Origin of the sequence: Devosia sp. FJ2-5-3 (assembly GCF_029201545.1) — a bacterium.
GTDB lineage: Bacteria > Pseudomonadota > Alphaproteobacteria > Rhizobiales > Devosiaceae > Devosia.
In genome coordinates this window covers 3,792,279-3,810,896 of sequence record NZ_CP104007.1, presented here as the reverse complement: position 1 = coordinate 3,810,896, position 18,618 = coordinate 3,792,279, and the positions used below count along the sequence as shown (strand labels likewise).

General features: G+C 60.6%; 17 protein-coding genes. 5 read left to right on the top strand and 12 right to left on the bottom strand.

The annotated features are described in order from the left end of the window. Positions 1–80 precede the first annotated feature (80 nt). From N0P34_RS18340 to N0P34_RS18320, 5 genes are all read right to left on the bottom strand, one after another. Complete coding sequence (locus N0P34_RS18340) at positions 81–1,313, bottom strand: ABC transporter ATP-binding protein (protein WP_275604653.1); 1,233 nt, start codon at positions 1,311–1,313, stop codon at positions 81–83. Continuing rightward, on the bottom strand, positions 1,310–2,107 hold the full coding sequence (locus N0P34_RS18335) for an ABC transporter permease (RefSeq protein WP_275604652.1): 798 nt from the start codon (positions 2,105–2,107) through the stop codon (positions 1,310–1,312). The genes N0P34_RS18340 and N0P34_RS18335 overlap by 4 nt, the downstream gene beginning before the upstream one ends. A gap of 12 nt (positions 2,108–2,119) precedes the next feature. Beyond that, positions 2,120–3,283, bottom strand: coding sequence for a glycosyltransferase family 1 protein (locus N0P34_RS18330; protein WP_275604651.1), 1,164 nt, complete (start codon positions 3,281–3,283; stop codon positions 2,120–2,122). A gap of 178 nt (positions 3,284–3,461) precedes the next feature. Further along, complete coding sequence (locus tag N0P34_RS18325) at positions 3,462–4,805, bottom strand: HlyD family type I secretion periplasmic adaptor subunit (RefSeq protein WP_275604650.1); 1,344 nt, start codon at positions 4,803–4,805, stop codon at positions 3,462–3,464. 9 nt (positions 4,806–4,814) lie between these two features. Then, entirely contained in the window at positions 4,815–6,533 is a 1,719-nt protein-coding gene (locus tag N0P34_RS18320) for a type I secretion system permease/ATPase (RefSeq protein WP_275604649.1), read from the bottom strand. Positions 6,534–6,991: 458 nt separating this feature from the next. On the opposite strand from N0P34_RS18320, the gene N0P34_RS18315 reads away from it, so the two are divergent. Together N0P34_RS18315 and N0P34_RS18310 are read left to right on the top strand one after the other, a co-directional pair. Beyond that, entirely contained in the window at positions 6,992–7,810 is an 819-nt protein-coding gene (locus N0P34_RS18315; RefSeq protein WP_275604648.1) for a SapC family protein, read from the top strand. 113 nt (positions 7,811–7,923) lie between these two features. Continuing rightward, positions 7,924–8,454: a hypothetical protein gene (locus tag N0P34_RS18310; RefSeq protein WP_275604647.1), complete on the top strand. Its 531-nt coding sequence runs from the start codon at positions 7,924–7,926 to the stop codon at positions 8,452–8,454. Here the strand turns inward: N0P34_RS18310 and N0P34_RS18305 are convergent. Continuing rightward, positions 8,451–8,966 carry a response regulator gene (locus N0P34_RS18305; protein WP_275604646.1) on the bottom strand — a complete coding sequence of 172 codons (516 nt, stop codon included), beginning with the start codon at positions 8,964–8,966 and terminating at the stop codon, positions 8,451–8,453. The genes N0P34_RS18310 and N0P34_RS18305 overlap by 4 nt on opposite strands. Positions 8,967–9,159: 193 nt before the next feature. On the opposite strand from N0P34_RS18305, the gene ykgO reads away from it, so the two are divergent. Continuing rightward, a complete protein-coding gene (gene ykgO, locus N0P34_RS18300) occupies positions 9,160–9,285 on the top strand; it encodes a type B 50S ribosomal protein L36 (RefSeq protein ID WP_035086881.1) in 126 nt (41 codons plus the stop codon). A 151-nt stretch (positions 9,286–9,436) separates the two neighbouring features. On the opposite strand, the gene pyk is transcribed toward ykgO, so the two are convergent. Together pyk and N0P34_RS18290 are read right to left on the bottom strand one after the other, a co-directional pair. Continuing rightward, entirely contained in the window at positions 9,437–10,876 is a 1,440-nt protein-coding gene (gene pyk, locus N0P34_RS18295) for a pyruvate kinase (RefSeq protein WP_275604645.1), read from the bottom strand. Beyond that, positions 10,873–11,499 carry a DUF1036 domain-containing protein gene (locus N0P34_RS18290; protein WP_275604644.1) on the bottom strand — a complete coding sequence of 209 codons (627 nt, stop codon included), beginning with the start codon at positions 11,497–11,499 and terminating at the stop codon, positions 10,873–10,875. The genes pyk and N0P34_RS18290 overlap by 4 nt, the downstream gene beginning before the upstream one ends. 138 nt (positions 11,500–11,637) lie before the next feature. Between N0P34_RS18290 and N0P34_RS18285 the strand changes: the two genes are divergently transcribed. Beyond that, positions 11,638–11,901: a DUF2312 domain-containing protein gene (locus tag N0P34_RS18285; RefSeq protein WP_061907597.1), complete on the top strand. Its 264-nt coding sequence runs from the start codon at positions 11,638–11,640 to the stop codon at positions 11,899–11,901. Between the two features lie 69 nt (positions 11,902–11,970). On the opposite strand, the gene N0P34_RS18280 is transcribed toward N0P34_RS18285, so the two are convergent. The 4 genes from N0P34_RS18280 to N0P34_RS18265 form a co-directional block, all read right to left on the bottom strand. Further along, positions 11,971–12,183, bottom strand: a complete 213-nt coding sequence (locus N0P34_RS18280) for a hypothetical protein (RefSeq protein WP_275604643.1) — start codon at positions 12,181–12,183, stop codon at positions 11,971–11,973. A 273-nt stretch (positions 12,184–12,456) separates the two neighbouring features. Continuing rightward, positions 12,457–13,383: a hypothetical protein gene (locus N0P34_RS18275; RefSeq protein WP_275604642.1), complete on the bottom strand. Its 927-nt coding sequence runs from the start codon at positions 13,381–13,383 to the stop codon at positions 12,457–12,459. A gap of 368 nt (positions 13,384–13,751) precedes the next feature. Next, positions 13,752–15,611, bottom strand: coding sequence for a DUF4214 domain-containing protein (locus N0P34_RS18270; protein WP_275604641.1), 1,860 nt, complete (start codon positions 15,609–15,611; stop codon positions 13,752–13,754). 538 nt (positions 15,612–16,149) lie between these two features. Continuing rightward, complete coding sequence (locus N0P34_RS18265) at positions 16,150–16,548, bottom strand: helix-turn-helix transcriptional regulator (protein ID WP_275604640.1); 399 nt, start codon at positions 16,546–16,548, stop codon at positions 16,150–16,152. A gap of 245 nt (positions 16,549–16,793) precedes the next feature. On the opposite strand from N0P34_RS18265, the gene N0P34_RS18260 reads away from it, so the two are divergent. Beyond that, positions 16,794–18,563 (top strand): DUF4214 domain-containing protein, encoded by a 1,770-nt coding sequence (locus tag N0P34_RS18260; protein WP_275604639.1) that lies wholly within the window; start codon positions 16,794–16,796, stop codon positions 18,561–18,563. Positions 18,564–18,618: the final 55 nt, after the last annotated feature.

Genomic DNA, 18,618 nt, shown 5'->3' with positions numbered 1-18,618 from the left:
TGACGTGATGAAATCACTCTAAGTCCTTGTTTGTCGCGCTCCGAACCGGAACAGTGGTGTCCACTTTTCCTGGAAACGCTCTACCCCTCGAGCTTTTCGATTGCGATCGTCGAGGGCAGGAAGAGCTTGCCGTCGAAAGTGGGGCGGCTGAGATTGGCGACCGAGAAGATCAGCGCCAGATCACGCCACTCGTAATTGTCGCCGATGTGGTTTTCGCCGCCGACCAGGGCGAGGGCGACCGAGTACGATCCCTCGCCGAAATGCGCCTCGAAGGCGATCGAAAAATCGAAAACATCGCCCGGCAAGACCTGTTCCAGCGATTGAGCGGTGTAGTGGGTGTTGGTGCCATAGAGCGTCTGCCCGAAGCGGTCCTTTATCGAATAGCCGAGGACAAGATTGTCCACCGGCTGGTGAACCCGGGTGCGCACCCTGACTGTGACGCTTTCCCCCACGTCGAGCGTATCGACACTTTCCCCGCGGGAATTGACGAGGCTCACCGCCTCTATCGTCACCTTCTTGCTGCCCGAACTGGTCTGGATACGACCATCGCTCAGCTCACGCGTCTCGATCGAGGCGTCGCTCGCATCGCTCAAGAGCGCGTTGTAATAGTCGAGCACCGCCTCTGGATCGCCATCCTTGGCCACGGCGCCATTGTGCAATAGGATCGCCCGGTCGCAGAGGCTGAGCAGCGCCATGCGATCATGGGAGACGAGAATGAGGGTCGTCCCCTCTTTCTGGAACGCCTTGATGCGATCAAAGCTCTTGTGCTGGAAATAGGCGTCGCCCACTGACAGGGCCTCATCGACAATGAGGATATCCGGTCGAAACGCGGTCGCCACAGAGAAGGCGAGCCGCATATGCATGCCGCTTGAATAGACCCGCAGCGGCTGGTCGAAATAGGTGCCAAGTTCGGAAAAACCGGCGATATCGTCGAGCGTGGCGGCGATTTCGGCGTGCTGGTGCCCCATCAGCCCCAGCGCGTGGAAGACGTTCTGGCGGCCGGTATAGTCGGGGTTGAACCCCATGCCGAGCTCGAGAATGGCCGCGATCTTGCCGTGGATGGTGACCGCTCCGGCGGACGGCCGCATCGTGCCGGTGATCAGCTTGAGCAGCGTGCTCTTGCCCGCGCCATTGCGCCCGACAATGCCGAGGGCCTGCCCGGAGAGCACCTCGAAGGAGATGTCCTTGAGCACCCAGCGTTCTTCGGCGATCGGCGCCTTGATCCCGAACCAGCGCAGCACGCGATAGAGTTCGTGGCTATAGCGTCGAAAAACCTTGCCCAGCCCGGAAACGTTCATGACGACGTGGCTCATAGTGCGTCCACCATTTCAGGACTGGCCTTGCGGAATAGCCAGAACGCCAGGCCGAGGATGACCAGGGACAGCCCGAAGATGACCATGAGGGGACCGTTGAGCGGCGCTTCGTTGAACACCATGACCCGGTGGTAGCCATCGATGATCCAGAACATCGGATTGAGCATCACGATCTTCTGGAAGGCCTCGGGCAGGATATTGATCGTGTAGACGATCGGGGTGAACCAGAACAGGAACTGCATCAAAATGGGGGTCAGCTGGCCGATATCGCGGATGAAGACATTGAGGATGCCCGCCACCAGCCCGATCCCCGCAGCAAAGGCGGTGTTGATGACCATCATGACCGGCAGCCACAGCAAATTCCACCCGAGCGGGAAGCCGACCAGGGTGAAGGTGATGATGACGAGGGCCAGAAAGATCAGATTGGTGATCAGCGAGGTCGAGATCACGACAATGGGCAGAATGGTGCGGGGAAAGGAGATTTTCTTGAGCACATTGCCATTGTCGATGAAGACGGTGATCGACCGCGTGATGATCTCGCTGAACAGCAGCCAGGCCTGGAAGCCCGACATCAGATAGATGGCATAGGAGAACGAGCTGTCGATCCCCGGCAGGCGCTGGCTCATCAGATTGGACAGCACGAAGGCATAGATCAGCACCTGCGACAGCGGCGCCAGGATGATCCAGAGAAAGCCGAGGCGGCTGCGCAGGATCCGGTTGCGGAAATCGGCGATGATGGAGGTGACCAGGAAATACCGGTAGCTCCAGAGCGCGCGCAAGAGATTGAGGATCATTCTATCGTCTCCTCATCGCGCCATCGTGGCGCGATATGCCGTCAGCGTATCCGCTGCGCATTTTTCCCAGCTGAACCGCTGTTCCTGGGCAAAGCCCCGTGCAATGGCGTCGCGACGCCAGTCATCGTCCACCAGGGCCCGCTCGAGGGCGCGGCTCAGGGCCGGGACATCTTCCGGCTCGATGTAGATCGCCGCGTCCCCGCCAACCTCAGGCAGGGAAGAGCGATTGGACGTCACCACGGGCACGCCCGAAGCCATCGCCTCGAGAACGGGCAGGCCAAAGCCTTCATAGAGCGAGGGGAATGCGAAGAGATAGGCGCCGGAAAACAGGAGCGGCAGATCGTCCTCCGGCACGAAGCCGAGATAGGTGAGCCAGCCTTCGCTCTGGGCCCGCTCGATCCGGTCCATGATGGCTTCGTTCTGCCAGCCGCGATGGCCCGACAGCACCAGCGGCTTTTGGGCGCGAAGCGCAGAAGGCAGCTTCTCATAGGCCTCGATCAGATTGACGAGGTTCTTCCGCGGCTCGATCGTGCCGGTATAGAGCGTATAGCCGCCATGCTGGAGCCCGTAGCGGGCGAGTGTGGGGATGGTCTCCGCCGCTTCGCGGGGCCGAAAGGCCTCGCTGCTGGCGAGCGGGGCGACGAACACATCGGCCTCGGCAATTCCGAAGCGCTGCATCACTTCGTCCTTGATGGCCTGGCAGTCGGTTATGATCGTATTGGTGCGCTGCAGCGAGATCTCGATTTCCTTGCCCAGATACATCACCCGCTCGGGAGGATGAAACTGGGGCATGGTCAGCACCGACAGATCGTGAATGGTCACCGTCCGGGGGCCGGGGAAGTCCGGCACGTAAAAATTGGGCCCGTGGAACAATTGCCCCTCATGGCCCGCAAACGGGTTGGAGCGGCGCAGCGCCTTGAGCGCGCGATAGCTCTCCAGCACCAGCTTGCTGCGGGCCAGCTGCCGCTTGATCGCGAGAAGTCCACTTGCCGCCGCGCTTGGCGCCGTCTCCATGTCATCCCGCTCGGGCAGCCCGGGCACGAATTTGTCGCCGTTGAAATAGTCCAGCCGCTCGACCTCCGGGCTGATCGCGAGTTGCTGCGCCAACTCCAGGGTATAGCGACCAATGCCTGTCAGCGGGTATTTGAGGGACTGGATGGAAAGTACAATCTTCATGCTGCTTTGGGGTCGCCTCGGTCAGTCTGGCCGCCGCACGTCAAGCACAGTGCTGCGTGTGAGAAAAGACCATTTCTGGAGGAATGGCCTATAACCCCATTCCGTGGATTGGGGTATCGGCAAGAAACCCGGGACCAGCGTCCAGGCGGCAGAGCTGAGCCGCCGCCTGGGAACGCCCTTATTGTTCGCGCATGCCCTTGTTGAACATGTCGGTCATGGGGCGCACGAAATATTCGAACATGGTGCGCTCGCCGGTGGAAACGATCACGTCGACCGGCATGCCGGGCAGGAGGCGCTCGCGCAGATCCTGGGGCACGTCGGTGTCAGCCACTTCGATGCGGGCGCTGTAATAGGGCGCCTGGTTCGGGTTTTCCGGCTGCACGACATCCTGCGACACCACGGAAATGCGGCCGAAGATGACCGGCGTGGTCTTGGACGAAAAAGCGGAGAAACGCACTTCGGCTTCCTGGCCGATGGAGACGCTGTCGATGTCGATCGGCCGGATCTGCGCGGCGATGATGAGGTCGTCGTCGAGCGGGATGATGTCCATCACCGGCTCGGCCGGGCGGATGACGCCGCCGATCGTGTGCACGCGAATGTTCTGCAGCATGCCGCGAACCGGGGCCTTGACGACGGTACGATCGAGCACGTCGCGGGCAACATGCAGCCGCTCGGTCGTCTCGTTGAGCTGCTCGCGCACGTCCCGCAATTCGCTGCCGGCGCGCTCGACGAACTCCTGGTTGACCTGGATGATCTGCAACTCGGTTTCCGAGATGTTCTGGCGCAGCTTGGCCACTTCGGAGGTGATCGCTCCGAGTTCGCCCTGCAATTCGAGGCGCGCCCGGGTCATCGAAGACAATTGATTGGTGGCGATAACGCCAGTCTCCTGGCCGCGCGTCAGGCGGGTCACTTCATCGTTCAGCGATGTCATCTGCTGTTCGATGGCGTCTTTTTGCAGGGAGAGGCCGTTGATCGCTTCGTTGAGCTGGCCGATGCGCGAGGTCAGGATCGCGACCTGGCCATCCTTGCTGGCCTTGCGGTCATGGAAGAGTGTCTGCTGCAGCGTCACGACGCGCTGCACGGCCGGATCGTCTGTGGTCGCCAGCTCGTCGGGGACGATCACGTCCTCGGCGTTCACGCTTTCGGCGTTGAGGCGCGCTTCCTGTGCCAGCAACATGTGCTGGCGACTGGTGAGATAGGCCACATTGCCCTGGGCCTGGGTGGGGTCGAGGGTCAGAACGACAGCGCCGGCTTCGACGATCTCGCCTTCGCGTGCGTTAATCCCCGAGACGATACCGCCTTCAAGATGCTGGACGATCTTGCGGCTCGATTCCACCGAGACCACGCCGCCCGCGACGACGCCGCTTGCCAGAGGCGCTGTTGCCGCCCACACGCCGAAAATGCCGAAGGTCAGGGCGAGCGTTACATAGCCTGCCATGATGTAGGGACGCGGCGAGAAGTCTTTTTGGGGCTTGCCGGAGGACACAACCGGCTCGTCGCCGGAATAGGGAACGACTGTCATTGAGTTTCCTTAGGCAATGCTGCGGGTCTGCGGCGCTTCAGGCGGCTGCACCGGCTTGAGCGCAGGCTTGATCTTGAGCAGCTCCTGCGTCGGTCCGAAGGAGCGCATGCGTCCTTCGGCCAGGATCAGCGACTTCTCGGCCAGGCTGACGAGGCTCATCTTGTGGCTGACAAAGAGGATCGTCTTGCCCCGCCCCTTGAGCTCCTGGATGATCTGGAACAGGGCTTCTTCGCCCTCGCTGTCCAGATTGGCGTTCGGCTCGTCGAGGATGATGAGCGCGGGATCGCCATAGAGCGCGCGGGCAAGGCCGATGCGCTGGCGCTGACCACCGGAAAGCGAACGCCCGCCCACACCGATCTGGGTGTCATAGCCATCTGGCAGATTCTGGATCATCTGGTGGACGCGCGCCTGCTGGGCGGCCATCAGCACGTCCTCGTCCTTGGCGCCGACCTGGAAGCGCGAGATGTTTTCAGCAACGGAGCCGTTGAAGAGTTCGACCGACTGGGGGAGATAGCCCAGATGCTTGCCGAGCAAATCGGGGTCCCAGTGCTGCAGTTCGGCGCCGTCAAGGCGAATGCTGCCGGCCGCTGCCGGCCAGATGCCGACCAGGGCGCGCATCAGGCTGGATTTGCCGGCGCCGCTGGGGCCGACCAGAGCCACGGCTTCGCCCGGAACGGCCTCGAAGGAGACGCCCTGCAGCAGCGGCGTGCGCGCCGTCGGCGGCACGACGGCGAGATTGCTGACCGAGAGATTGCCGGTCGGCGCGGGCAATTGGGTCTTGTCTTCTTCGCCGGGAACCTGGGTGAAGATCTGGGAGAGGCGCGAATAGGCCTGGCGCGCACCGACGAATTGCTTCCACTGGCCCACGACCTGGTCGACCGGCTGCAAGGCGCGCCCCATCAGGATTGAACAGGCGATCATCGAGCCGGGTGAAATCTCGCTCTCGAGCACGAGATAGGCGCCAACGCCGAGGATCAGCGTCTGCAGGCCCATGCGCACGAATTTGGAAACGGACTGGATGGCGCCGGCGCTGTCGCTGGCTTCGGCCTGCTTTTCGAGCATGCCGCGGTGCATGTCGTGCCAGCGGCTGCGCAGGCTGCTTTCCATGCCCAGGGCGCGAATGGCCTCGATATTCTGCAGGGTCGTCGTGGCGAAATGCTGGGCCGACTGTCCGAGGCCCGACGCTTCGTTGAGCGTCTTCTTGGTCATGAACTCATTGGCGATGGCGAGGGCGAAGACGATGACCGCACCGGCCAGCGCCACATAGCCCACCATCGGGTGGAACATGAAACAGACGAAGATGAAGATCGGCACCCAGGGCACGTCGCAGATGGCGATGAGGCCGGAGCCGGTCAGGAACTCGCGCAGGCGATCGACATCGCCGAGCACGAATTCCGACTTGCCATTGGGCTGGCGAATTGTGGTGGTCACGACGCGGTTGAACAGGGCCTTGGCGATCATCTCATCGAAGCGCAGGCCGGCTCGAACCAATACGCGTGAGCGGACCCATTCGAGCAGCGCGTAGATCGCCAGACCTGCCAGCGCGATGAGAGTGATCATCACCAGCGTCGTCTCGCTGCGACTGTGCAGCACCCGGTCGTAAACCTGCAGCATGTAGATCGGCGAGATGAACATCAGCAGATTGATGGCAACACTGAAAATGACTGTTGCGACCAGGATCGTCTGGTAGGTCTTCAGCGCCGCCTTGAACGGATTTATTGTGGTCATATTTGTGCTTTCAGTCTGCCGCTGTTGGCCGGACCCTGCTCACGGCCGGTTGCCCCGTTCATTCGCTTCGCCTCGAAACGCATGCGGGACGCGGTTAGGGGTCCAATACAGCAATTTTGTGCCCTTATAGCAGGGGGCGTCGCAATTGGCATCACAAAGAGGCGAATTCATCGCCTTCGGCGTCTGAATGCTGGTGAAGTGTGTAGTTTCGCCAACTTGGCTCTTCCTTCGACTGAAACTGACTTGCCAGCCTGGTTCTGGCCATCGACCGTGCCTCAACTCCAATGCAGGCAGAGGGCTGGGGCGATTGCGGCTTCGTGCGCGAAAGACTGTGCGCTCATCGTCTTAAATATGCGTTGTCGCCTGGCCCCGGGCGCTGTCGGCCGGATTTGCAATCCCGGTTGGCGCTTGCTAGGCAGGGCAATCTGTTCTGTTGTCCTTCTTCTCAAAGACAAGTCATGACCGAGACAATTACCCCCCTTCGCGCCGCAACCCATTCCGACCGATCCTGGCGGCCGAGTTCAGGTTATGGCTTTGCGGCTAGTTCGATCATCGCGCCCATCGCCGGCGAGGAATTGGCGCATGCGGCCACCCAGTTCGCCCTGGCCTTTCTCGAAGGCGAGCATCCGGCTCTGGTGACCCTGCTTGGCCTCAGGCCGCAGCAGAACCTTTATGTGGGCCCGGATGGGCAGTGGCTGGGCCAATATGTGCCCGCCGTGCTCAGGGGCTATCCTTTCAAATTGATGCCGGCCGAGAACAACCAGTTTGCGCTTGGCTATGACGAGGGCAGCGGCCTCCTGGCCGGGGCAGGCGAAGGCGAGGCCTTTTTCGACGCCGAGGGCCGCCCCACCGAGCGGATCCAGCAGATCCTGCAGTTCCTGATTGGCGTGCACAAGGGTGTCGAGGCCATCGGTCGCGCCGGCGCCAAGCTCGCGTCCCATGGCCTCTTGGAGCCGTGGCCCCTCAAGGTTCGCGACGGCGACACCGAAATCCCGGTCAATGGGCTGTTCCGCGTCAACGAGGCCAAGCTCGGCGCGATCGACGATGCCGCCTTCCTCGAGTTGCGCAGCGGCGGGGTGCTGGCTGTGGCCTATGCCCAGCTCCTCTCCATGACCAATATGGGAAATCTGGGCAAGCTGGCGCAATTGCATGCGCAGCACGCAGCCGTCTCGGCAAAACGCGAAGCCGAGATCGAGTCGATGTTCCAGCCCATCCAGGCCGAAGACGAAATCGACTGGGATGCGATGCTGAACGACGTCAAGGATATCAAGGACTGATCCGTTGGAGCGTTTTTCCGGTTCGGAGGCGCGCCAGAACAAGCAATGAACGTGATTTCATCGCGTCAACGACGCGGTGAAATCCTCTAAGGGGCAAGGGAGCCGCGCATAACATGGACACGGCACAAGCTTCGCCCACAGCCGGACAGATTTCCCTCGGCTACAGCACCCGCGAAGATCGACTGGTCCTTTGGCTGGGGACGGGTGACGGCGCCAAGACGCTATTGGTCACCCGCCGGCTCTGTGCCCTGCTGATCAATGGACTGGCCGGCGTTCTGGCGCGGTCCAGCGCTGTCGCCGCCCACGCCCCTGCGGCGCTGCGCGACGACGTAGTGCTGATGGAGCATCAGGGTGCCATGGCGGCCGCCGTGGTGGGCCCGGCCGATGCCGAACAGCTGCCGTCGCTCTCCTCGGGCGCTTCGGCCCCGATGCTGGTGGAGACGGTCAACATAAACGTGACCCCCGCTGCCTTCCGTCTGGTGTTCCGGCCTTCTCCCCAGGGGGATGGCCCGGAGATCACTCTCTCCCGTTCCGATCTGCACATGGTGCTCGAAATGCTCAAGCGCCAGTCGGAGCTGGCCCAGTGGAACCTGCCGCTCGAGCCGGGTTGGCTTTCGGCTTCCGGGCAAGTGACGGTAAACTAATTTTCCGTTGGTTCGGGGCCGTCCGAGCCTTCGCCGCGCTGGTCGGAAGGGCCGATATCGACCTGCCGGCGACGGCGGTCAGGACCGGCGTAATCGGGTGCGATGACAAAATCGCGGGGCTTGAGATCAAGGCCGGCGATGCGCGCCTGCAGATCGGCCGCGGAGAATGGCTTGCGGAGGAATTCGCTCACCCCGGCATCGCGAGCCTCGCTGATGGAGCGGATATCGGGGGCGGCCGATACCATGATGATGGGCGTGAAGCGATTGGGGTGGCTGGGGTCACTCCGCAATTTGCGCAGTGTGGCCAATGGGCCGTTTGCCCCCAGGCTTTCGTCGACAATGATCAGGGCGTAGCTCCGGCGCAGAAGCGCCCCGCTGAACGCGCGCGCTTCCGTGATTTCAGTCACCATCTGGTGGCCGAAGCCGCGGAGCATGGCGGCGATCAGGGAGGCCATGTTCTGCGTCGGATCGGCGATGAGCACGCCCTGCTTTACGATTGTCGCCTGTGCCATTTTCATTCCCCCCGGCCCGCATTCCATGTTATGGGACAAGCCTCACCCCGGGGTTAATTGCTCATATCGGCAAGCGTGTAAAAGGGTGAAATCTATTCTGCCTCACGCGTTGACAGGGCAGGGCATTTTCCATATGAAGAGCGCAGTTTTTGGGCGCCTCGGCGCCCCTTTTGTTTGACTTGAGGAAAAGACGATGAAGATCACCAACTCGCTGAAGGCGTTGATGACGCGCCACCGCGCGAACAAACTCGTCCGCCGTCGCGGTCGCGTGTATATCATCAACAAGGTCGACAAGCGCTTCAAGGCCCGCCAGGGCTAAGCGACACGTCGCATTGGTTTCGAAGAGGCCCGCACCAGTTGCGGGCCTTTTCTTTTGGACCCATCTCCGCCTGGCGCGCATGGCGTGGCAAAAGAAAACTCCCGGCTCTTTCGAACCGGGAGTTTTGTATTTCTCGACTCGCTTGAGACGATCAGCTCGAGCCGGCGCCGTCCTGCCGCACAAAGGCGATGCGCAGCATATTGGTGGCGCCCGGTGTGCCCAGCGGCACGCCGGCGGTGATGGCGATGCGGTCGCCGGGGCGGGCAAAGCCCTCCTGGTAGGCGATGACGCAGGCGCGATCGACCATGTCTTCGAGATTGACCGCGTCCTCGGTCTGCACGCAATGAATGCCCCAGACCACCGACAGGCGGCGGATGGTGCGCAGGTTCGGCGAGAGCGCGATGATCGGCTTGCTGGGCCGCTCGCGCGCCGCACGGATGCCGGTGGAGCCGGACGCCGTGTAGGTGACGATGGCAGCTAGGTCCAGCGTCTCGGCGACCTGCCGGGTCGCCGCCGAGATGGCGTCGGCGGCCGTTGCCTCGGGCTCGGTCTGGGCGGCGCGAATGATGCCGCGATAATTGGCGTCGTTCTCGACGGCCACGGCCACCTTGTTCATGGTGGCGACGGCCTCGACCGGGAACTGGCCCGACGCGCTTTCGGCCGACAGCATGACGGCGTCGGCGCCTTCGAAGACGGCGATGGAGACGTCCGACACTTCAGCGCGGGTCGGCACTGGCGCGGTGATCATCGATTCCAGCATCTGGGTGGCCACGACCACCGGCTTGCCGTAGCGACGGCACATGCGGATCATGCGCTTCTGCAGGCCTGGAACCGTTTCGAGCGGCAGCTCGACGCCCAGATCGCCACGCGCCACCATGATGGCGTCGGAGAGCTTGACGATTTCCTCGAGCCGATCAATCGCCTGCGGCTTTTCGATCTTTGCCATGACGCCGGCGCGACCCTGAACGATCTTGCGCACGTCGATAATGTCTTCGGGACGCTGCACGAAGGAGAGCGCGATCCAGTCCGCTTCGGCGGCGAGGCCGGCCAGGAGGTCGGCGTGATCCTTTTCCGTCAGCGCGCCGGTCGGCAGCAGCGTGTCGGGCAGGGAGACGCCCTTCTTGTCGGACAGCTTGCCGCCATAGACCACTTCGGTCTCGATGGCGCCATTGCCGACCTTGGTCGCGCGCAGATGCAGCTTGCCGTCGTCGAGCAGCAGGCGATCGCCCACCGATACGCTCTCGATGATCTCGGGATGGGGCAGGTAGACGCGCTCGGCATTGCCATTGTCGTCATTATTGCTGTCGAGCGTGAATTTCTGGCCCGCGACCAGATTGACCGAGCCTTCCGCGAACTTCCAGACCCGCAGCTTGGGACCCTGCAGATCGACCAGGATGCCGAGGGGGTGGTTCAGTCGCGCCTCGACATTTCGGATGCGCTCAACGGTCTGGCGCATAAGGTCGTGGCTGGCATGGCTCATATTGATGCGGAACACATCCGCACCGGCCTTTGCCAATTCCTCAATCATCTTCTCGTCGTGGCTTGCAGGCCCGAGGGTGGCGAGGATCTTCGCGCGTCTGATCCGTCTCATTGCGTTTCCGTATCTTGAGTTCTTGGAGGCGGGGGCGGTGGTAACGGAACCGTCTGGTCGACACCTTCATCGGTATCGATCAGAAAGGCTGGCTCTTCGAGATCTTCTCCGCCTTCCGGACCGACGATACTTGGCGCTCCCGCACTTTCGGTAAGCTGCAAAGTCCAGTCAGTTCGGTTCTGGGTATCGATTTCAAAGAACCCGGTGCGCTCATAGCCCCGGGCGAGGCAATCCTCAACCCCGAATATTGTGAAGGTTTCGTCACGCGTGCACATGAAGACCTGGCCGTCCCATGCGCCGCCGCCAATATCGTCCACAGCATAGAGATAATAAAAGCGTTTCTGCAGGTCTCCCTGATAGAGAACGCGACAGTCCCCGGGCGGCGTCTGCCACCAGCCCTCGCTCATCCAGCCGCGTTCGGCGCGGTATCCAAGAGCAACGGAAACCAGGTTTGCCGTTTCATTGCAAATCCGCAGTTCAGCGTGGGCGGGAGTTGAAAAGGCCAGGAAGCCGCCGACTAGGGCAGCAGTCATCGCCAGGCTGGGGCGCAAAAAAAGCACGAGCGAGCCGCAATTCATTGGAAGATTGCCTTTCGTTTGAAACGAAGCGGAAGACAAGGTCAATGGCTAAGGGGTCGATTTGACGGAATTGCGAACTTGGGCGCACTCAGCGACAGGGGATATGGGGGATAGAACCACAAGGGGCTTGAACCGACGCCGCGCTTAGGATTGAAACGGGGCCAGAACAAAAGAGGTATGTTAATGGCCGTCGAAGACAGCGTCGCCCAGGACCAGCTCCGGGCCTTCATCGAACGCATCGAACGCATGGAAGAAGAGAAGGCAGCCATCGCCGCCGATATCAAGGAAATCTACGCCGAGGCCAAGGGCAATGGCTTCGATACCAAGATCCTGCGCAAGATCGTCACCATCCGCAAGCAGGATGCCAATGAGCGCATGGAGCAGGAAGCCCTGCTCGAGCTCTACATGTCCGCCCTGGGCATGGTGGAAGCGCCGCCGGAGCGCTGATCCGGATCTGTAGGCATGCCCGCAGCGGGTGGGAGGGGCGGCGCGCCCCTTCTTGGCAACTATGCCGGTTCAGCGCTGCGACTCGAGCATGACGATCGGCAGCATGGAAACATCGGCCCCACGGCCATAGCCCGCCAGCTCCCAGGGAATGCCCGCATCCTGTATTTGGCGACGGTCGAGCCCCCTCGGCAGGCGCGGACTGCGTCGCAGGCTGAGGGCGCTGCGGAGCGCGTGCAGGATCGCCCAGCGGGCACGCACGGGCTGGGAAATGACAAGGTTCATCACGTCTTCCTCCTCAAGGGGTCGAGCGCATTAAATGCACCCTGGGCCGCCTGAAGGGGTGGAAGTTTTCGCGTCCATGGCCGGCCGAACCGGAACTTTTTGCGGGCAATGACCCGCGCCGCGCGAAGCGCAAAAAAAACGCCCGGTGAGGCCAGGAGCCACCAGCCGGGCGCAAGTTCTGTCAGTCAGGGACCGGCCCCACCGAACGATAGAGGTCAGTCCCGGCTTTTAAAGCAGGCCCCGGCGGGCTTGTGTTGGAAACAACTGCGTATATCAGGCGGCCATGGCGTCGGCGGCGACGATCTGTCTGGCGACCTGCCAGACGAGATCATGGCCGGACATGGACTTGGCCAGAAAATAATCGATGATCGACCAGAGCGCCGGGGTGATCTCGACATCCCGCCCCCCGCGTTGATGCAGTTTCACCATGTCCATCTTTTCGAGGTCATAGAGCAAATTGCGCACATGCGTTCGCGATGTGGATGTCCTGTTGGCGACGTCCTGATAGGGCAATGAGGCGCGGCTGCCCCCGGTGTCCTGGGCCGCCAGCATGTAGGAAAACAGGATTTTCATGGCATCCTGACGCAGCAGCAGGGCCAGGATCGGATCGGTGGGGGTGAGGATTTCATAGGCCTCGCCGTAGTTCTGCGTGGAAATGATCCGCTGGGCGCACTGGTGTTCCCTGTCATGGCTGAGGGCCGGCAAATAGTCGTCGCGCTCCGGAAAAAGCACCGCCAGCGGCGACATGTGGTCGGCCAGCCAGATGAGGTCTTCCCGGATCATCTTTTCCGTGGGCACGACGAGCCGCCGCCTGCGATCGTCCGGCGCGGGGATGATCTCGATCAGCCCGATGATCTGCATGCGCGCCAGCGTGTCGTCAAAGCTGCGCGGGCTCGAAAGCCCGAAGGGCATGAAGACGTCGCGGAGGCTCCCGACGCTGGGCCAGGTCGAGGGGTCGTCCGGGTTTTTCAGGGCATCCTGGCCCAGGATGATGTTGAACAGCACATTGCGGCCCATTTCATGCATCAGGTGCCGCAGGGCGGTGTCGGCCTTATAGGAGTCGATCATCACCCGCATGTAGTGATTGCGGGCAAGGGCAAAGCGCGGATGGCTGAGAATATCCTCCGTCGTCGCATAAGGCGGCAATTCGGCCGCAATATCCGAGAGCAGTCGCGGCAGGTCGTCGGCAGATTGGCTCATGTTCTCTCCCCCAAGAGATACGCGATCCAAGCATTTTTTACGTTTTCCCTACAAGTTTTTTGTGGCCCATGCGGGGTTTAGGGTGGGATTCCCGTTTGCGTTCAAACCCTTAAGATGTGCACGGTGAGGCAGCCGCGAGAGCCGGAACAGCCAAAGCTTGCGCGGCTGATGTGGTCGGGTCGGCCGGTCGTCCCCCGTGAAGGAGCACTGGCGCCGGCTTGCTGCCACGGACTGCCTCGGACACGCCGAGCCGCACTGCTGCCATGTCCACGGCAGGCGCCCCGAGCAAGGCCTGCGCAGTCGAGATAGAAAAACACCCCCGGATGGCTCCGGAGGTGCTGGGGTATGTGGGTGGCGGTGTGTGGGTGTTATTCGGGGATGATGTTAGCGACGTTATACACCACATGGTTCTGGCCAACGACTGCAACCTCGTTCCCATAATGGTCCTTGGACACAACTTCCAGAATGACATCGTACTTACCGGGTTGCCATGCGGAGGTGTTAGGCAGCTCGTCAAACCAACCGGGTGCCAAGATATTCTGAGTCACGCTCTCGTTGCCGCCGTCGTCTGTGATGGCATTCTGTCCTTTTGGGATGTTAATTGGGCCTGGTAGCTGATTACTGCTAAAGCTGATGTCCGTGGCGGCTTTCCAAACGAAGTGAGAATTCCCGCCCGAGTTTACAACGCCGAAGCTGTTACCTCCGTTCTCTCGTCCGTTAGCTGCCAGCTGCAATATGATGAAGTCCGATCCATCGCCGGCGTTAGTATCAATCTTCAGGCGAATAACGAAGTCATTGAGCGTGTCGGCAGTAACGCCAGCCACCGAATACGCAAGCCGCGCGCTGTCCAAAGAGCCGATGTTGATTACGGGGCCATCTGGAGTCAATTCGACGTTCCGAGTGTCGCCGTAGGCGTACCGGCCGCCGAGACCGAGTTCGATGCCGTTTGCAAGGGTGACCACGTTGAAGCCGCTAGCAGTGTTACCCGATCCAACAAACAAATTCCCGTTAAGGTCTGCGACAGCCCCCCGAGTAACCGTGGAGTAGTTCTCCGGCAGAACTGGATTGAGCTGAATGACATTCTGAGCTTCGATCTGTCCGAGCTTGTTTGTTGCCGTCAGCTTGATGTCGTACAGACCGCCATCTTGGATCAGTTCCTTACCGGTATACCAATGCAGAGCCTGAATATTTTGCGAAACTGCGGCGTTGCCGCCGTCGTCGGCGATGGACTTGCCGCCACCAACTGCGTTGCCATTCGAATCGACCTGAACCCAGTCAAACTGTGAATTCGAGTTGTTGTTGCCCATCCCAGGTGTCTGATCAGCCCGAAGCTCAAATGTCACCCACTCTTGAGCAGCTGAGGCATCGATGTCGATTTCGAGCTTGTAGGTGTACTTCTGCAGGTCGATCCCGCCTTCCTGTGCCACGGAATAGGCAAACCGCAGGTCATTGGCTCGAGCAAGATTGTCCGGTGTGCCCGGCGCGATGTCGGTAGGGTCGTTGCGATAGCGCACGTCGAGCCCGAGCTCGATCCCGGCCTTGTCATTTACGGCTACAGCGAAGCCAGCGGCGGAATTGCCTTTACCGGCGAAAAGTTTGCCGCCGATGTTTGCTCCCAACATGTCAACATAGTCCGTGTCATAATGCGGGACCGGATCCGGCGTACCCCCAGTGCCACCACCCGGGTTAGGCGCCTGACCGCCCGTCGGATCCTGCCCCGCCACCACAGCGCCCGCAGCTTTTTCCACGCTCTCGGGCGTTGCCGGCTTGTCCTTATCGACAGTGTCGAGGAATTTCTTGGCCAGGGCGGCCGCGTCAGCGCCCTGATAGGCCGCGATTTCTTCCGGCGTATCCAGCGATGCCGTGAACAGCTCGGCAGCGCTGACCTTGGCGGTCACGTCTGCCTTGTCGTCGCCCTGCGCGCCCTGCATGATATTGACGGCGATCGTTGCAAGGGTCTGCGCGCCGGATGCCAGCTGCCCCTTGAAGAAGGCCAGGCCTTCTGCGTCGGGGGCGCGACCGAACAGATTCTGGTAGACAGTCGTAATCACCTGGTCCGGAGTCTGTCCCTCAAAACGCGCCGTATATTCCGTCAAATTCGGCAGAACACTGAGCATGGCGGAAAGATCGGCGCCGCCCTTCGTCACTTCTGTCCAGTAAGCCAGGCCGCCTGGATCGGCCGGGCGGCCGAAGAGTGCGATGTAGATTCCTTGAATTGCTGCTGACATTGTCGTCCCCACAACTGGGGTCTTACGCGCATCTTGCCGCCCCCTCTGAGGACAATAAACCTCACGAGCTCGCGTAAATCAATTGTTAACCTTTTCGGATAGTTAAGGCTAGGCGCCGCGGCGCGCCCTAAACCCTTCAGCCTAGGGCGAATTAATCCATCGGATTGATTCGAGAAGTGCAGTAATTACTTTAGCTTAAGCCACCCGCCGGTGGCGTTTGGTGGGCTGGAAGGGGCTGCGCGCCAGCCTCGTAATATATTTTTCGAGGGGCCAGGCCACGGCGCTCTGCCGGCCGAAATTGAAAGGGCGGGACTGAGGGCGAGCATCTCGGCAATGCCGGCGGATAGCCGTGGCCGAGCCTCAAGCAGGCCAGCGCCTCGGCCTTCCAACTCCAGAGATCACCTCTGCTATATACGTCCGAGCGCCAAATCGGGCCAACGCCATCAGCAAGATCAATCCGGCCCAAATCTCGAACAAATCCATCATCGGTCGGCCGAGATGGTGTGTTTCAAGATTTGAGCTTTGGAAAATTGGCCTTTTAATTGTTCTTGTTGGCGACCAGTGCTTCGAGCCGCTCGAGGCGTGCGGCCAGATCGTCCCGGCCGGCAGTCTCTCCGCTGGTGGATGCGGGCAGTTCTTCGCTCTCGAACAGTGCGTAGTAAGTAATCGGGTCGTAATAGCGCGTCATTGTCTTCACGAATTCGCGCAGCGGAACATTGAGGGCCTGTGAAAAGGCCATGTACTGTCCCTGCGGCAGTCGTCCGCGCCCGCTCTCCAGTTGAGAGATGAAGGTATAATACTCAAAGCCCACGGCCTGGGCGAGCTGCTTCTGGCTCATCCCCGCGCCCTCGCGCAGGCTCTTCAGCCACCGACCTGCTTCGCTTCGCGACTGCTGAACACTGTCAGCACTTGGGGCTATAAAGTGATTCCTGTACATGGCTGGACTCCTGGCTGTAACGAGCCTCGTTGTGGCGCGTATATAGACATCGCTTTACTGTCCTGTAAAGTAACTTGCGATAGAGGCGACTCGGCGGGAATCCCCGAAGACTCGGAAAAAATCGCGAATGTGGCTATTGCAAGAACAGTAAACTGTAGATTCGCCTTGACGGAAGAAATGCACGAGTCTAGACGTTTTGCAGACCGGCCGATCGGCCCGGGTCAATTATCGAGAGGAAAATTTCCATGGCAACGATTCAAGGCGTATACGTCGCCCTGTTTGGCCGTCCGGCAGATCCGACTGGCCTTGCCTATTTCAATGGCGTCACCAACAACGGTGCCAACCTGTCGGCCATCAACAACCTGGCTGGCCAGAAGGAATACACCGATCGCTTCGCCGGCATGAACAACACGCAGATCGTCAACTCGATCTATCGGTCCTTGTTCAATCGTGATGCTGAGCCTACCGGCCTTAACTTCTTTGTGGATGCGCTCAACAAAGGCACGCTGAACATCAACAACATCGCAATCGCGATCCTTGATGGCGCCCAGGGCTCTGACAAGACCACCGCCGACAACAAGATCACTGCAGCGAACAACTTCACTGCCGCCCTTGATACCCCAGCCGAAGTTGGCAACTACAGCGGTACAGCAGCTGCTCAGGCTGGCATCACCTTCCTTGCTTCCGTCAACAGCAGTGCATCGTCAATCCCGAACGCTGCTGCGACCGACAAGGCCATTGCCGATATCGCGGTCAATGCGAACAAGGGCAACGCTGTTGCCGTCGCGATCGGTACTGAAGTTTCTGTTGGTGCTGCTGGGTCGACGACTGCATCGTCGGACAAGAACGACACAATCACCTATACTACTCTTGTCGCTAACAGCACTGCCACCGCGAAAGCTAATGGCGGTTTTGGTGTTGATACGGTCGTTATCAAGACGGACGGCACCGCTGCTTCTGCGACCTATGCTCCGGCTACTCCGATCGAGTTGACCAGTGTTGAAAAGCTGTTCTTGACGGCCGGTGGTGCCGCCAACGCTGGTGACATCACTCTTGACCTTTCCAAGTCCACCTCGGTCACTGAAGTTTGGAACGACTCGTCGGTTGATGGCGTTGGCACTGGGACTGTAACTCTGACCGCTGTCGCTCTCGGCACCACTGTTGGCCTTAAGGGCACGATCACTGGCGCCACCAACGTCACCTTCGCTGGCGCGAGCGGCACTGCTGACGCTGCAACTCTGGTTCTCGAAGGCGCCAACTCCAATGACACCGTTGCGCTCAACGGCATTGAAGTGCTGAACGTGTCAAGCACCGGCACGACACTTAACACCGTGGCTTCGCTCTATGGCGCTCAGACCATCAATATATCTGGCTCCGCTGCTGCGAATCTGACTGTTGCTGCTGGTGAAACCACCACCGTGACCAACACGGCTACTGGCACCCTCACTATCAACCTGGCCTCAGCTGCAAAGTTGACCACCTACACGGGTTCGGCTGCCTCCGACTTGGTCACTACCGACACAGCAGGCCTTACCGCTAACCTGGCAATCAGCACCGGTGCTGGTTCCGACCTGATCACAGTCGCTGGCGGCGCGTCTGCGTTCACCCTGACTCTTACTGGCGGTGCTGCGGCCGACAAGTTCCTGTTCAGCGCTGCTGTTCAGAACAACATCGCTGATGCCGCCGAGGCAAACTTCGCTAAGAGCTTGATCACTATCGCTGACTTTAACAAGGCAGAAGACGTGATTGATGTTTCGGCAGGCGGTGCTCGCGACGTTCTCGATAACTTTGAACTCGGTTCAATTGCAGGCTCTGGTTCGCTCTTCGCTGCAGTTACTGCAGCTGCGGGCTTCACCACTATTGGCCAGCAGAGCGTGTTCGTTTATGGCTCTGACGCCTATATCTTCACGAATGCCACCGGCGGCGCTCAAGGCTTTGACAACGGCGACGGCCTGATCAAGGTCACTGGCCTGACAAACTTGGCAGACCTGACGGCTACCAACTTCATCATCTAGTTCTGAAGATTAGTTTCTATGAAGGAGAACCCCCGGCTTCGGCCGGGGGTTTTTC